15 protein-coding genes are annotated in these 15,539 nt (G+C 32.4%); 2 read left to right on the forward strand and 13 right to left on the reverse strand.

What is annotated here, in order from left to right:
- The first annotated feature begins 15 nt into the window (after positions 1-15).
- Positions 16-2,007 (forward strand): phage/plasmid primase, P4 family, encoded by a 1,992-nt coding sequence (locus Q8852_RS03050; RefSeq protein WP_305937711.1) that lies wholly within the window; start codon positions 16-18, stop codon positions 2,005-2,007.
- Between the two features lie 57 nt (positions 2,008-2,064).
- Here Q8852_RS03050 and Q8852_RS03055 read toward each other — a convergent pair whose 3' ends face one another.
- The 5 genes from Q8852_RS03055 to Q8852_RS03075 all read right to left on the reverse strand — a co-directional run bounded on the left by Q8852_RS03055 (position 2,065) and on the right by Q8852_RS03075 (position 8,877).
- A complete protein-coding gene (locus Q8852_RS03055; protein ID WP_305937712.1) occupies positions 2,065-2,805 on the reverse strand; it encodes a tyrosine-type recombinase/integrase in 741 nt (246 codons plus the stop codon).
- Between the two features lie 129 nt (positions 2,806-2,934).
- Entirely contained in the window at positions 2,935-4,095 is a 1,161-nt protein-coding gene (locus Q8852_RS03060) for a hypothetical protein (RefSeq protein WP_305937713.1), read from the reverse strand.
- Position 4,096: 1 nt separating this feature from the next.
- Entirely contained in the window at positions 4,097-4,687 is a 591-nt protein-coding gene (locus tag Q8852_RS03065; RefSeq protein ID WP_305937714.1) for a hypothetical protein, read from the reverse strand.
- Positions 4,688-4,698: 11 nt separating this feature from the next.
- Positions 4,699-5,343 carry a prefoldin domain-containing protein gene (locus Q8852_RS03070; protein WP_305937715.1) on the reverse strand — a complete coding sequence of 215 codons (645 nt, stop codon included), beginning with the start codon at positions 5,341-5,343 and terminating at the stop codon, positions 4,699-4,701.
- Positions 5,344-8,877, reverse strand: coding sequence for a hypothetical protein (locus Q8852_RS03075; RefSeq protein WP_305937716.1), 3,534 nt, complete (start codon positions 8,875-8,877; stop codon positions 5,344-5,346).
- A gap of 29 nt (positions 8,878-8,906) precedes the next feature.
- On the opposite strand from Q8852_RS03075, the gene Q8852_RS03080 reads away from it, so the two are divergent.
- A complete protein-coding gene (locus tag Q8852_RS03080) occupies positions 8,907-9,311 on the forward strand; it encodes a hypothetical protein (protein ID WP_305937717.1) in 405 nt (134 codons plus the stop codon).
- Between the two features lie 2 nt (positions 9,312-9,313).
- Here the strand turns inward: Q8852_RS03080 and Q8852_RS03085 are convergent, their stop codons facing one another.
- From Q8852_RS03085 to Q8852_RS03120, 8 genes are read right to left on the reverse strand one after another with little or no spacing between them, the layout of a single operon-like run.
- Positions 9,314-10,957: a hypothetical protein gene (locus tag Q8852_RS03085; RefSeq protein WP_305937718.1), complete on the reverse strand. Its 1,644-nt coding sequence runs from the start codon at positions 10,955-10,957 to the stop codon at positions 9,314-9,316.
- Positions 10,957-11,907: a hypothetical protein gene (locus tag Q8852_RS03090; protein ID WP_305937719.1), complete on the reverse strand. Its 951-nt coding sequence runs from the start codon at positions 11,905-11,907 to the stop codon at positions 10,957-10,959. Before Q8852_RS03090 ends, Q8852_RS03085 begins: the two co-directional genes overlap by 1 nt.
- The gene (locus Q8852_RS04585) at positions 11,907-12,203 is read right to left on the reverse strand and encodes a Gp15 family bacteriophage protein (RefSeq protein WP_501986037.1); all 297 of its coding nucleotides are present in this window, start codon (positions 12,201-12,203) and stop codon (positions 11,907-11,909) included. Before Q8852_RS04585 ends, Q8852_RS03090 begins: the two co-directional genes overlap by 1 nt.
- Positions 12,203-12,553 carry a hypothetical protein gene (locus tag Q8852_RS03100; RefSeq protein WP_305937721.1) on the reverse strand — a complete coding sequence of 117 codons (351 nt, stop codon included), beginning with the start codon at positions 12,551-12,553 and terminating at the stop codon, positions 12,203-12,205. Before Q8852_RS03100 ends, Q8852_RS04585 begins: the two co-directional genes overlap by 1 nt.
- A gap of 9 nt (positions 12,554-12,562) precedes the next feature.
- Positions 12,563-13,471: a phage tail tube protein gene (locus Q8852_RS03105; RefSeq protein WP_305937722.1), complete on the reverse strand. Its 909-nt coding sequence runs from the start codon at positions 13,469-13,471 to the stop codon at positions 12,563-12,565.
- Positions 13,471-14,031: a hypothetical protein gene (locus Q8852_RS03110; RefSeq protein WP_305937723.1), complete on the reverse strand. Its 561-nt coding sequence runs from the start codon at positions 14,029-14,031 to the stop codon at positions 13,471-13,473. The genes Q8852_RS03105 and Q8852_RS03110 overlap by 1 nt, the downstream gene beginning before the upstream one ends.
- 1 nt (position 14,032) lies before the next feature.
- Positions 14,033-15,157: a hypothetical protein gene (locus Q8852_RS03115; protein WP_305937724.1), complete on the reverse strand. Its 1,125-nt coding sequence runs from the start codon at positions 15,155-15,157 to the stop codon at positions 14,033-14,035.
- Positions 15,150-15,500 (reverse strand): phage head-tail connector protein, encoded by a 351-nt coding sequence (locus Q8852_RS03120; RefSeq protein WP_305937725.1) that lies wholly within the window; start codon positions 15,498-15,500, stop codon positions 15,150-15,152. The genes Q8852_RS03115 and Q8852_RS03120 overlap by 8 nt, the downstream gene beginning before the upstream one ends.
- Between the last annotated feature and the right edge of the window lie 39 nt (positions 15,501-15,539).

Consider the following 15,539-nt stretch of genomic DNA (forward strand, 5'->3'; position numbering starts at 1 on the left):
GCAAGGAGAAAGAGAATGGAACAAGCAGTGGACGAAGTTTTAAAATTTTATGCAAAAAGTAATTTTTTAGTGTTAGGAGAAAATAAAGCACCACTTAAAAGCATAAAAGATAAAAGCAACTGGAAAATTTTTAGCAACTGTAAAAGCGAAAATAATTTGGGAATCATACTGGAAAATAATTATATTGTTATAGATATAGACAACAAAGACGATCCACAAGCTAGCGAGAGATTAATACAACTAATTAAGCAAGAACGCTGAATTGTTAATATTATGGAAACGGACCGGGGACACCATTTTTGATTTAAAGCCCCTAAAGAGTTTAAAAATGAAGTGGACGCAATGCTACCGCTCGGAATCCGTTGTGATATTAAGACCAGCAATAACGCTTATGTAGTTATTAAGAAAAACGGACAGTTTAGGAAATGAATTTCATTCTATGGGGAAAATATTGACACACTACCTAAAGAACTTACACCATTAAGCAAAGAAAATAAATACACTAATTTAAAAACGCCGGTCAATTTACAAGAAGGCTCAAGGAGAGATAACCTTTTCAACCGCATACCGTTTTTAGTGCGTGAAGGCTTTAATAAGGAACTAATAAAAAGCGTTTTATACTTAATTAATAAATACTTTTTTGCTACACCGCTTCCACTTAATGAAGTAGCTGGTTGCTTTAGCAATTTTGACGAGTTTTTTAACCTTAAGCAACAAGAATGATATGACAGCAAGGGACGCTTTTTAATTGATATGTTTATAGCCTTTTGTATTAAAGAGTTCCATATTACCCGCTATGCGAGCCAAGTTTATTTTTATGATACTCGTAAAAACATTTATGTAAGAGATGAGAGCCGGCTTATGGGGTTAATATATCAATTATTACCTAACTTAAGAATTCCGAAACTAAATGAAATTATAAATAACTTTAGAATTAATCCGCTTGTTCCTGATAGAGAACCGGAGAAAAATATAATAGCGCTGCAAGATTGTTTATTTGACACCTTGAGATATGAAACAAAACCATTCTCCCCCGTTTATTTTGTAATAAATAAAATTAATGTATGATACAGTAACAATAGGAAAAACACTGAATTTATAAATAATTTTATTTTAGATGTATGTAATGGGGACGAGCAACTAGCTATGGTGCTTTACGAGTTCGTGGGCTATTGCTTAACTTATGATTTAAAATTTCAAAAAAGCCTTTTAATTTATGGACCTACCGCAAGTAATGGAAAGAGTACATTTTTGGAAGTTTTACAATTTTTCTTTAATGATGAAAATATAAGTAATTTAAGCCTTGAAGACTACGAGAGAAGATTTAAGACATCACAACTACTGGACAAAATGGTTAATATCGGAGGAGATATTTCTACAAACCACATCCAAGAGCCAGCGGAGTTTAAAAAAGCAGTCACCGGAGATATGATGAGTACCGAATTCAAAGGTAAGGACATCTTTTCTTTTAGAAACCGAGCAAAAAACATATTCGCAGCTAACAAACTACCAAGCACAAGCGAGAAAAGCGATGGGTTCTTTAGGCGTTTTATAATTGCTAACTTTAGCAACGATTTCAAAGGAAGTAAAAGAGATATAAATATTTTAGATAAATTGCTAACCAGTGAGAATATGAGTGCTTTATTTTCTTTAGCACTTGACGGCCTTAAACGTTTAAGACAACAGCAAGGCTTTACATTTTGTGAGAAGTCGCAAAACACACTTAAAAATTACAGTGATAGCAATAATAATATTATTTTATTCTTTAAACACTCGCAATTATTTAAGCTGGGTGAATTTGAAAGCGGAGAAGCTGTAATTAATAAAAACATTAGCGATCTTTATGCTGATTATAAAAACTACTGCGAAGAAGCAGGAAACAAAAAAACCACCCTTAACAACTTTAAGGACGAAGTGCTACAACTTTATAAGCATCTTAATTTAAAAGTGATAAAGGTGGAAGAAAATGGACTGCAACAACTTAAATTTGTAGTCAACCAGCTATAAGCTGGTGTTTTTATTTGTTTATTATATTACTATATAGTAATATTTAATTGATCGTAATTACATATATTTATTATATTCTTCAGCATTCTTTTTATAGCTTAAATTTAAATATTTATATGTGGTATTTATATCAGTGTGTCCCATTTGCATTTGGACTGTTTTTGGGTTAGCTCCAGCTATAAGCATATGGGTCGCAAACGACCTTCTTAAAGTATGAACCCCGACTTCTTTATCATTAAAAATAATTTTGATATATCTTAATAAATTAGGATAGCTCAGCATCCATTTATATTTAAATAAAAGTGGTTTAATTTTTGCTCACGTTTCTTTTTTGTAAATAATTTCCCTAAATTTTGAACCTTTACCTTTTATTATAATGTGGCCGTTATTTTCTACAATGTGGTTAATTTCATCAGCCCTTATACCGGTTTGAAAGATAAATAGGAATAAATTTTTTATAAATTTAGTTTTTTCGTCGTCGGTTGTATTTTCTTTTAAACGGTACTCAATGTATTCTTTGCTTAAGACTTTACGGTAAATAGTACCTTGGGTTTCATTTTTAAATAATTTCGCTCTATTTGCTTTTTCTTTATCGTGTATGAACTCTAAGAAGTTTATTAATACAGCCTTATAAATATACTGTGTACCTGGCTTTTTACTTTTGATTATATTAAGCATATTTTCAAGGCTTTTACTATTTAAATAAGTGTATAGAATTGCTTTATATAGCCTTATAGTTTTGTTATTTAGATTTTTAGATTTACAAAATTTTAAATATTTGATAATTTCTTTTTCCATAACTGCTCCCGATTCTATTATATCGTGGAAAAAAAATAAATTTGTTAAAAAAATTTAAAAAATAAAATTAGCGGAGTATTATTGTACTTGCTAAAATATAAAAGTTAAAAGAAAAAGCACCTTAAGTGCTTAAATAGTATTAATAATATTTTTTACTTCTTTTGTATCAGTATCAACTCCAATACTCTTTAATAAATTAGTCACTTCTTTTTTCTTGTCTTTATCTTTTAAGCTTAAGCTTTGTAAAATTTCCCTAATTTGGAAAAGTGTATTCGCATCCACTCTTTGCGCTGTTTTTGCTAGTGCGTCAACTAATAAATTAATAAACTTATCAATTTTAGCTTCGTTTTTTGTTAGTTGTTTTAACATTTCGCTCTTTTTCTCCTTAATCTCTTCTTTGGTTAATGTTAGGTCTCCGTGTTCTATAAGGCTTTGCGTTATCATTTTTTTATATTTACGGTGTAATAAGGTTTGCGATATCTTAAGCGTTAAATTTCAAGCTATAAAGATTCATACACTCACCCCGCTTATAAATTTAGCAATATTTGCGGAATTTCATTTTTCCGTTTTAAACTCGTTTATAAATATCTCTAGCGTGCTTCCGTCTTTGAACGGTATTATAAGCATAAGCAAGGTAAAAAGCAAGATAATACAAAACACAATAAGAATCACCATAATTTTCTTACTGCGAGCTGTAAGCGGTTTTTTATTTAAGTTAAAAAATTCTAATGGGTTATTTTCATCTCCTGCCTCCGCTTCTAATATAGCTTGGTCCAGCATTTGTATTTCTTCCTTTTTCTTGTTGTGTTTTTTTGCTTCTATGCTTTCAAGTATGTTGCATAAAGTAGTGAACTCGTGTTCCGGTATCATATTTTCACGGTATGCTGTATGAATGTTATATTTAATAAGTCCAATGCTTACATAGCTTAATGAACTCGTTATGGTTAAACATAAAGCAAAAAGCAGTGTCATTGTAGCAATAAAGAATCCGAACCCTAGTGCGTTTTGTTCTTCGGTTTCAGTGTAGAAAACTCCACCATAAATTTCTTTTATTTTGCTAACAATTGATGGGTCTAATTTAGCACTTTTAGAATACTCTAAAAACTCGTCTCACCTTGGGTCATTAATTGCTTGCTTATTGTAAATATAAAAAGCCTTTGCGAATTCATTATAACCGTCGTGCGCTATGGAAGCAATAATAAGGCAAAAACTTAATAAGCTAACAAGAATCGCACCTATATAAATAATTCGCTGTGTTGTTTTGGTTAAGGTTTGTAATCATTTCAGCATATTATTTTGCCTCACTTACTGCTGGAGCTGGTGTTGTTGCTGGTTGTTCTTGTGCTGGTGTTTTGTGTTTTCCTTTTAATTTATCAATGATAGTTGTAATAGGGTTTTTATGTTTTTTACTGCAGCTAACTGTAGCAGCCACTGGTACAACTGTTGCAACCGCTGTAATTGCTCCTAATGATATAAATTTATTTAATTTTTCATAGCTACCTCCTTTCTTGGTAATTATTCATTTGTCATAAAGTCTTTGCTCTCTCCTTGTTAATCTAGCTCCCATCTCTATTTTATCGCGTATCATTTTAAGTTGCTCCACGGTTTTAATACTTCTCTCACCACGGGCAAAAATTCAACGCCACACAACGGGAAGCCCTTTAACAAGAAAAGCACTCGCTTCAATTAGTCCTTCAATACACATCGCCAGTATAAAGCTAGCTCGTGCCGCTCTCCCTAGTATGCTTCATTGTGTGAGATCGCTTAACGCTTTAATTTGTTCTAGTTGCTGGGGACTTGTTATCCCCGGTATTTTATCCATAATTTGGGTGTCGGTCGCTGGTATAAAATACATAATTATAAATGCTAATAATAGTACCATTTTTTAACTCCTTAAGCTGGTATAAACATAGTTGTAACTATAATCTCGCTAATAGTTGAATTACTTGTATCTCATCCCGCATTATAAACACTGTGTCCCCCTAAAAATTTAACATATAAGTCTCTTCATCCGTTGTTGCTTATGCTGTTGTTATTTGGTCGTGCTTCAAAATATCAGATTCAAGGGTAATTATCTTTATTACTTACCACACTAAAACGGTAACGCTCGTCGTTTTCATTTGGTACAAAATTCACGGTCTTATAATCTCCGGTTTTAAATTTAACTGTGATATTAATACCTATAACAAGATCGTTTGGGCTTGGTGTTAAATAATAAATATTTACTTCATTATTATAAGAAGGGGCTTTCCCTGTCTTTTTAATGCTTACAGGCTTTTTTAAGCTACTTGAAGTGCTGGTTGGTATTTTTCCCTTTAAAGTGGATAACTCGCTGTTTAACGTGCTTATTTGGCTCTTTAGGCTGGCTATTTCACTTTGTAGAGCATTCTTTTGGTTTAATAGTGTTGTAAGCTCATCAGCGTTGGTGTTTATAGCTGTTTTTAGCTCATTCATATCTTGCGCACGAATTATTTGTGTTTCGTCCGCTCAAGTGGTTTTTTCTACATCAACCTTATTTTTATAAGTTATTTTTTTCATTTATTCCCCCATATCTAATTTAAATACTATATCCCGCATAATAATTGTGCTATTACTTAAAAGCTCGATCTCGTCGTCTCACTGTGATAATTTACGCATATTAGTACCGTCGCCAATTTTAAAGTTTTTTAATAGTAATGTAATTTTATCGCTGTCGGTGGTATGTATATAAATCACAACTGGAATCCATAATGTATTATTTTTTATAAGGGTGTGTTCTTTTAAAATTTCTCAAGTTTCCCCAGCGGATATTAATTCGTTTGTATTTTTGTCATAGATATCACAACTTCAGTGCGTGTATTTTAAATTATTAATATTTTCCGGGTTGATAAATATACTTGCGAGCTTTTCGGATTCTTCTTTGTCTACCTTTCTTTTGTTGGTGTTTTTATCAACATAAGCCACTTCAAAATTAATGGTTGCGGTAAAATAAATATTTTCGTTTTTGGTTTTAACTACTTTATTTTTAAAAGTTGCTATATTTTGGTTATTGTTGCTTTTTAGGTATCAAGTAGAATCCACGGCGGTATTATTTGTGTAATTTAGTGTATTTTCATTTATAAAGCTGTAAGCGACTATTTTGTTATCAAGTTGCTTAATATCGTCAATATTTAAATTTATAAGCTTGTCCTTACTTTCATACGTTGCTATAGTTAGATCGTCGCCTAAAAAGTTATAATTTTTAGAACTCTTAATATCATATAAAAACGGTGTATTCATATAGCTTATAAGCTTACCGTCAAAAAGTACATTCTCCATTGTACCGTCTTGCTTAATTATATGGACTACATTTTCCTCTCAAAAAGCTATGGAAGCGCTGCTTATTTCTCCATTCATTTCACCGTAAATTGGTACATATCTATAAAAAGAATTAATACCACCATTTTTTACTAAAAAGTAATATTTTTGCTTACCGTTTTGCGGTGGTAATAATACTAGAACCCCTTGCTTATCTAACTGCTTAAGGTGGATAACTTGCTGTACTCCCATTCAATCATCAGGCCTTACGAAGTTGGTTGTGTTTTCTATTGTTTCGGTAGCTGGTAGCCCTTGTGTAATTTGGTAGTCTTTATCCGTTGGTATTTTTAGAATTCTCCAGTCTAATTCTCTATAAGGGTTTTTATTTCTTACCGGTCATAAAACATAGTCGTCAAACTCGAAGGGCTGTAGCGTTTTAATAGTCTCATAAAATGTAGACTGTTTATAAGCTTGCTCTACCTTAAACTCTAGGTCAGCGTGTTTGTTTTCGTCGTCTTGTATCAGCACACAAAACGGATTGTGAGCTATTAGGTTATATTTATTTATTAAAATTTCTCATTCGGGTATATCTATCGAGCTTAAACTTAAATGGAAATAAGTATCTTTATTGCTTCAGTTTTCAACTTGTGAAAATGGTACATTTAACTCGCATATTCTTTGTCCCATAAAGTCTATAAGTAGCATATTATGGTCATCCATTTTTACTGTGCTTACATGAATGTTAAATTTTATATCTCCATTAATTAATTTTTGTCTTAATACTGGCTCTAAATTGCTTACATTATCAGCACTAAAAACATACTGCATTGTAGATGCTAAAGCTATATTATTTGTATTTCGTAAAAATATTTTATATAAGTCGCTAGGGTTTAAATTTATATCCATTATCTTTTCAACATATGCACCGCCACTGTAGCGATCTATAATATCGTTTTGGTTTATTTTAATATTTAGCTCATTGCTTATTGTAAAATCTTGTCCGCTAAATTTAGGCTTTAGAATTTCAAGCTTGAATCATATTTTAAGCGGTTTATATAATTTAGCCTTGTCCCCGTTTGGTGCTAATAACATATACTCAAAAAACGGCTTTCATTTTTCATAACTTGTGAAATCCTTAATAGCGTCAATTCTATAAGGGTAAATAGCTCGATCCTTTTTGTTTGTGCTTCCTGTCATATAATCAGCAACGGGGCGAGCATCCATAGCTTCGAGACCATAATTTCCCGCTCATTTTTTCTCTCATTTTTCATAGCGTTCTATATCGTTTTGGTTTGTTGTGCTTCAGTATTGCCCTGGTCCGCTGTGCTTTGCTCCACCTTGATATTGTGCTATAGTGTGGGTGTTATCCGTTGCTTTTGCTTCAGCTATAAAATAATACTGTAGCTCGCTGTCTTCTCCTGCTGTGTAAAATACTCTAATAAGCTCGTCGCTGTCGTTATCTTTATCAACATAAGAAATTAAGCTTATTCCGTCCGCATTAGTATATTTTAAATAATCGCTTCGGCTTATATGTTTATTATTTGTTAAAGTGATATAACTACCCTTTAAGAATTCTATTTTTTGCTCTATGATATCAACTTTAACCCGTCCATATCAACTGGTGTCTCATTTAGTATAAAAAACAAAATCATAAACGTTTTTCTTACTCTTAAGCTCTATAAAGTCAATATGCTTAACGTCTTCAAGTCTTGGCGGTTTGTCTCTTGTGTCATCCGCTTGTGGTAGGTTTGCTTCCGCTTGTTTTAGCCTTTGCAGTGCTTCTTGGTATTTTCTTTGTCTTTCTTGTTGCTTTTGGTTATATCTTTGTTTATAAATTTCTCTAGTGATAATAACTGTACCACCGCCTGGTGCTGTTTCTTTTATATCTACTCAAGTTTTTTTGTTAAGCTCGTCATATTCTTTTTGCGCTGTTGTTATTTCTTTTTCTATGGTATCAACTTCACGCTGCGCATCATAATATGCTTTTTTTACTCTCTCGCTGGTATTGCTTTTAAAGTTTGAAAACTCTAAGTCTCATAAATTAAATTTAACAAGTGGGCGAACTACGCTAAACTCAGGGTTGTCTATAAAGTCGTTAAATTTATAAAAATTTCCATCCTTGTCCATCATTATTAAATAATTAAGGTGGTTTATTTTTACCTTAAGCGGTTCAGGTAGTAAGTCCTTACTGTTTTCAGTATCATTATAAAGCAATACTTCCCGCACTAGTGGTTTATCATTTCCGCCACCTTTAAAATTTTTATATACTACCTTAATTTCGTTGTATGTTTTTCTTTGGGTTGGTAATGTTCTCCATTGAATTAAGATGTCTTTGCTTGGTATGTATTTATTTAGCTTTAAATTTTCAATCTTTTTATATTCATTATATAGTTCTAATATTTCAGGTATATTTTTTAACTTCTCGAGGTTGTCTTGTTGTACTGCTTCAAGTAGTGATGCACCATTAGTTAAAAATATTTTTAAAAACGTTTTGCTTAATTCTTTAAATTTGTCGCTTTTCTTGTATTGCTCTTGCTTGTAAAAATTTGCATAATCAGTTAAATAAGCATTCACAAAATCAATAAAGCCGGTCTCTATATTTGCGTGTGTAAAATTTAAAACGTTGTATGGTTTGCTTATTACTTTTAAGTCTAGGTTCGGTAGCGTTTGGTTTCCTTTTGTTTGTATGCTACGCTCCGGACTTATAGTGTGCTGGAATAGCCTTTTGATTCATTCTTTCCCGGTATCTTTTTCACTGCGGAATTGTTTATAGTCTGGGGTAAAAAATTCATCCATTGTTGCCTCTTTCTTGTTATAATTTTTTTATGGAAAATAATAATAAATTAGTAGTTAGCAAAATTGCCGAGGCTCAACGCATACGCCGTCGCATTAATAAACGCTTAAACTGGTCTAAATTTTGCTATATCTCTTATATTTCAACGGTAGCCATTTGCTTTTTAATTTGATTCCTTTTTGCTTGTATTCCACCAGTGGGAAAAACTTTAGGAATTTGGGATTACTTTGCGGGTTATTATCCTATCTTATTCTCTTTAGGTATTTGAAGTCTTACTTGGTTCAGTGTTTTTAATTTCTTACTTTTAATAGGGTATATTTTTCTTTATAATGCTTTATATTTAAAGAATAAACAACTCAAAAAAGAAGCGGACCAATTATATATTCAAAAAATAAAAGAAGCGGATGAAATAAGAAATGGAGGTGAGGCTGTATAGCCTTATTTTTTTATATGTTTAGTAAGTTTTATAATTTCCTTAAGGTTATGCTCTTGTTTTGCTTTTACAAAAAAGTCAATATTAAGCTGCGGTTTCATTCCTATTCTATAAGGTAAAAACGCTTTTGTAGTGTATTTATATTTATGATAATTCCCGCCACTTTTAAGAATTAGTCCTTTAATAATTTCATAATTTGCTTCGCATACGCTGTCTTGGTATTTACTTTGTAGCTGTGTATTAGCATATAACGGCTTATCCCTAAAGCTTTGACTGTCATAAAAGTTTAAAATGGTATCAGCGGCCAGCGAGTTTGTAAGGTTGTATTTTACTTTTAACGTGTTTGTACTTCCTTGAAAACTTCCGCTGTATGAATTACATATATAAAAATTTTCATTATTTTGGTCGTCAATTAATTTAACACTGTCCCCGATATTTAAAAACGGTACTTCGCAGCTTATGGTTAAATTACTGGTTATCTTACTTTTAAGCTCTAACTCGTGGGTAGCGAACCGGTATAAGTCCTCCATATTAGAAAAGTCATTATATTTATCATAAGCATAAACATCTCCCCTAAAGTTGGTAAGGTTTTGTATTCTTGTTATCTCTTTTCTATTCTCCACCGTGATCGCACTTCTCCGTTTAGCAAAATAGCTAATATGTATAATTTTATTTTTTGGGTTAAATTTTGGGTTTCTTGTTAGCTCATTTTCGCCTGGTGAAAAATAAAAGTGATATTCGTATCCTTCGTTTGCTTTTTCTTTAGTCGTTATAGTTAAGTTATGCTTTTGCCGTACCGTTTCGTCCATATCAATAAAATAATTATATTCCGGGGTCTCGTCTCAAAAAGCTACATTATTTTTAAGCACCAGCGTGTTAAGCTCTTCCCCTAGCTCGTGGCTCTCTCTTGTTGGTTTGGAATTTATTATGTTTTCACTCTCGAACCTTAATTTATTTATATAGTTATCAATATTAGAATCTAGTGTGATATCAGTAATTTTTAAATTTTTCCAAGCTTGTTTATTTAAGGTGATCGGCTCTTGTGCTTCGAACTCTTGCTGGCTTTTATAATTAATTAAAATATTACCGTGTTTGTCGCTTGTAAAGTATAAAAAGCTTTTTGTTTGTAGCGCTATTATTTCCTTTAGAATACTGTAAGCGTTTTTATTCACGGTGTCGTAAGCATTAATATTTTCATTATTTGAAAAGCTTACCTTACCTATTTTAATTTTTGGTTCATCTAGTGCTTCTATAAAATCAATTAAAGCTTTTTTTGGTGGGGTATTGATAAACTGGATGTCCGCTGGGGTTTTCTTGCTTAATCAGTCCCGGATGTCGCTTATTTCTATGCTAAAGTCTTTCACCTTGTCGGGGTTAAGTGATAAGCGCCCTATACTAGTTATAACGCCAGTGAAAAATATTAGTCCATTACTGCTTAAGGTTGCTATACTGTGCGCTGGTAGCTTGTTAAGTATTTCTCCATATGTAAAGTGCTTACCGTTTAATTGGCTGCGGTGCATTACATTGTTGATATTTATTTTGCTAAAGTTGTAAGCGTGATAATTAAAATGTATATTATCATTAAAAACTCAATTACTGTCCCCATTTATTGTTAAGGTTAAATTACTATCAAAAGCCTTAATATTCATTAATTAGAGCTCCCATAACTTGTTTGGGCTTTTCTTGGGCTTCCGCTTGCTTTTTGTACTTCTTGCATACTTCCATAGCGGTCTTGCACTATTTTAATATTTACAGCTGGTTCAGGTACATTAGCACTTCCACCGTCAATTGGTGCATCTATGTTGCTATTACTAATTGCGGCTGTAGCCAGTGCGGCAGCTCCTATCATCATACCTATTCCCGCTAGTGCGGCTCCACCCATTGCGAGTGCGGCTGGGGTGCTTCATACTCCCGCTTGGGCGATCGCTTTAGATATACCAATCCCGACATTCCCTAGTATCATTGCAGTTTTATAAGCGGTAAAGGCTCATATTGCCGATATCATAGCGGGCTTAATTCCCCCGAGTGCGTTTATAACCCCTTCAATAGTTGATAGGAACACTTGACCTAGTGCTTTTTGTAAGTCTTCCCCGCTTTTCTTTAATTTAATCATATTAGCAATATTTTTCGGCATTGCTTTTGCTTGCTCTCCATATAAGCGGTTACCGTCTTTAAGTAAGTAATTAAGTCTTTGTTGTGCGCTAGCGGCTGCTAGTGTGCTTTTTGTATTTTTATCTAAATAGATTCCGATCCCTTGAAGTGTTGTAGCTTTCCCGGTCATTATAAATTGTGAAAAAGCATCATTTGCTACTTCGGCACTATAACCTAATTTTTCAAAATTGTCGCTTAATTCAAAAAGCTTCTCGCTCATTTCTTTACCAATTCCCGCTTCTTGTAAGGTAGCAATTTGGCGAGCTTTAGCCATATACTCTTGGATGCTTTTATCAGCACCAGCAAAAAGATAAGACCCTAATTTTTGGGCGATAAACATTGTTTTCAAGTCTCCAACTGCTCGCTTAAATTTTTTGCTCATTTGCTTTAGTGTCTTGTCTATGCTCTTATTATCAAGTCCAACCCCTAGTGTGACTTTTCCTATCATTATTCCCCCTTAATTAAAGAATTAGCAAAAATTTCTAAAACGTCCATATTTGCTTCTTTGTTTTCAAGCTCGAAGCGCTTCTTTAAATTTAATAAATTATTATCTAACTCGAAGTCGCTTGTATTTCTTAACTGTATTATTTTCATAAGGCTTGCTTCAGCTGGTAAAGAATTTAGATAACATAAAAATATTTTAAACGGTAAATTAATAATCTCGCTAGGTGTTAAATTGTAAAACTGTTTTAAATTAGCAATAATATAATCAAAATCAGCTTCAAAATCTATAACCTTATTAATTACTTTTTTTCGTTAGTTTGCTCGGTTTCTTGTTGTGGTAATGTGTGCTCGCTTCAAAATGTAAAGACTTGATATACTACGGCGTCCTGTTGTTTTGGGTTTAGTAATGTATGCTGTACTAATTTAATAAAGTCGTCCGCTTGGTCTTTGTATTTGAAAAATATTCTTAAGAATTGCTCACCTTTGCCCGTAAAGTCTTGAAGTGTTGTAGCTTCTTGGTTTTCTTCCATAAATTTTTGAAGTCTCATAACACTTTTTAAACTTGTATCAATTGCGTACTTGTGGCTGCGAAATTCTATGTAGTGGTCTTCGCCTAATCTTACCACGTCGTCAAGGTTTAAAATTGACATACTATTCTCCTATTCATAAATTCATTTATCATCTTGCGGTAATATATCGAATTGAAGCTTAATAAGTTCATCCACTGCTCCGCTCGGAATACCGTTTTTAAATTGAATGGTTGCTTTCCCTTTTAGTGTTGCTACTTTTATATTTTTTGCTGTTGCGCTTGTTGCTTTATTTACTCCGTCAATTTCTAATTTGATAAACTGGTTATTACATTTATTAGGCTCGCTTGTAAGTAAATAAACTAAATATTGGTGTAGCTCGTCGTTTGGGTCGTAATCAATGCTTACGCTTAATGTTGTAGTTTTTCCCGTGATAATGCTTGTAGTTTCTCCGCCGTTGTGGAAGTAGTTTCTATCTTCCTTTTTGCTAGAATAATTAAGCTTTAATTCGGTAATGTATTTAAGTTCGTGGAATTGTGCGGTTGTTGCTGTTGTTGTTTCATTTGGGTATAGTGCTATGTGTAGTTTATTCCCGTTATTAGTTTTAACATTTTGCTCCTTTTGTTTTATTAAAATTTCAAAATTAAGGCTGTAGGTTTGTGTACTTGTATCAAAATCAAAATTTACTAAATTGTCCGCTTGGTTTTTTATGTTGTTATTTTCCACAATTAGACCATTTATAGCCTTTGCAATAATTTCAAAATTTGGTAGGTTGTTTATAATTGTTAATTGGTTATAAATTTCTTTAAAAATATTTAATTGGTTTATGTGTGATAAGTTGTCTAAAATTAAATAAATTTTAAAATTCAGCATTATTACTTCATTATTAAAGTACCGAGAAAAAGTCATTGGGTTTTCTTGCTTAAAAAATAAGGCATCCGTGTTCTCTTCTATAATTTGATATCAGTAAGGCGGTTTATAATCAATATTTAAAGAATTATAAATTTCTCAACTTACTTCGTTTCCTATACTTCTAACCATTAGTCCCCCATTGGTTCTTTGTCTTTATTTTCTATATGGTTTTTATATGCTTCTAAAGTTTTATGCATTATATTTCTCTCCGCAATTCTTGCGTGCTGTTGTAATGTGTCGTGTTGTGGTAGTCCATTATTAAGTTTTATAATTCTCCCCGCTTTAGCATTAAAGTTATTTTTTTTCGCTATTTTTTGCGGTGTGCTGTTTCAGTCAGTCCCATATGCGTTTTCCTTGCGGTATCCTTGCTTTCTACTACCTCAAAGCTGTACTTGTGGGTAATTTCTAGGACTCTTTTTACTCATTCCCCTAAATTTAATAACTACCCTTGGCTCTCCCTTAAAGTCATAATAATTTCATTCAAAACGGTTTTTCATATGGTCCTGTTTTGCTTTTCTCCTTGGGTTAGCATTATAAGGCAGCATATTTTTAACATTGTTATAAACTCATACCGCATTGCTGTTAAGTATCTCTTTAGCTTTTTGGGTTTTAATAAATGATTCAAGTTGTTTGCGGGCTTGTGGGTTTAAAACTATTTTAAGCTCATCAACTGTAAAGAAATCAGCCATTTTATTTTCCTGCTTTAGCTTCTAGCTGTTCTATTTTTTTATTTAATTCTTCAATTGCTTTTTTGTTTTTATAAATTCAAGGTCCAGCGTGATATAACCACATATAAAATTCTTCTTCATCGTCTTTATGTAATACACCACGCATTCGCACTTCTTTTTGATAATTAGGTAGTGTTTTTCAATCACTTAAAAGTTCAGCATATGCTAAATTATTAATCTCACGACCATCAAAATTACCATAAGTTAATTCTCGGTTTAAATGTTCAAAATCAACAAAATGGTCATTTATATATTCAATATTTTCCCCACCTTGTTTAATAAGTGCTTGTATTACTCCGTTTGTTTTTATTTTATATACATTTAATTCTTCTCTTAATGTTTCTAACTCACTACTGCTTGGTGTTTCTCCGCCGTGTGCTGTTGTGTTTGTATTAATTACTGGTGGATGTTGTTTTAATTGTGTAATTATTTCGTTTAGCTCATTAATTTTGTAATCAAGTTGTGTAAATTTAGATTCTATTTTTTCCCCTAGTTCTTTTATTTTTTTAGGGGTGTAATCCATTAAATTCACTGTTTCATCTTGAACTTTTTGTAGTTTTATTATTGTGTCGTTTGTTTGTGAATTTAAATTTTCATAATTCTTTTCGTACTGTTCTTTAAAGTCTTTAAATTCTTTTAATGTTGTTAAGTCTTTGACTGGGACTGTAATTTCTTTATTTACTTCTTTTCCACTGTGGGTGTCTAAATTGTCCACATACTGCTTAAGGTCAGGCATTTTACTTAATTCATTATAAAACACCGCTATTATTTTTTGTTCTTGTAAATTAAACAAGTCCCGGTCAATGTGTGAAATTTGGTAAACTCTTCCCGCTCTATAAATGAAATCATTTATATTAATTTCGAAATTCATTTTTCTAAATTTGATGCTTAAAACGTCGTTATACTCTCTTGCTTCTCCATCAATTGTGGTGTCTTTATTTTGCATTATACTTGCGAAAATTAACTGGCTATAGTAAATGCCTTGCCCTTGTGTTTCTACCATTCCTTGCCGTACTACTTTTTTAATTTTGATAAGTAAAAACGGTTCGTTGTAGTCTCTTGGGTCAGTGTATAAAATTCTAGCCATAAAATACTCTATTCCCTAAAATTTTGTAAAGCATTCTTTGGTCCACAATTGTATTTTTTGTCTCGGTTGTTTCAGTTGGGTTTGAAAAGTATAAGGCTGCTAAATGCAGTGTCCCTTGTTTTGTCACAAAATCATAAGCTCACTCGTTTTCAGCTGGGACTATATTGTGTTCGTCAAGTTCTAAATTATAATACTGGGTTCATATATTGCGGTGTGCTATTGCTATATATTCCACCAGTATCTCGTCTTGGTAGTTGCCGCTAATTGCTAGCCTTGTTTTTAAGGTTTCTAATCATTCCCCCAGTATGTTTGGGGGTAGCGGTTGTAAAATTCCGTACTCCATATAAAAATAAGGAACTACATATTTAAATATAGATCCTTA

Source organism: Mycoplasma seminis, from assembly GCF_030718845.1.
Taxonomy (GTDB): Bacteria; Bacillota_I; Bacilli_A; order Mycoplasmatales; family Metamycoplasmataceae; genus Mycoplasmopsis; species Mycoplasmopsis seminis.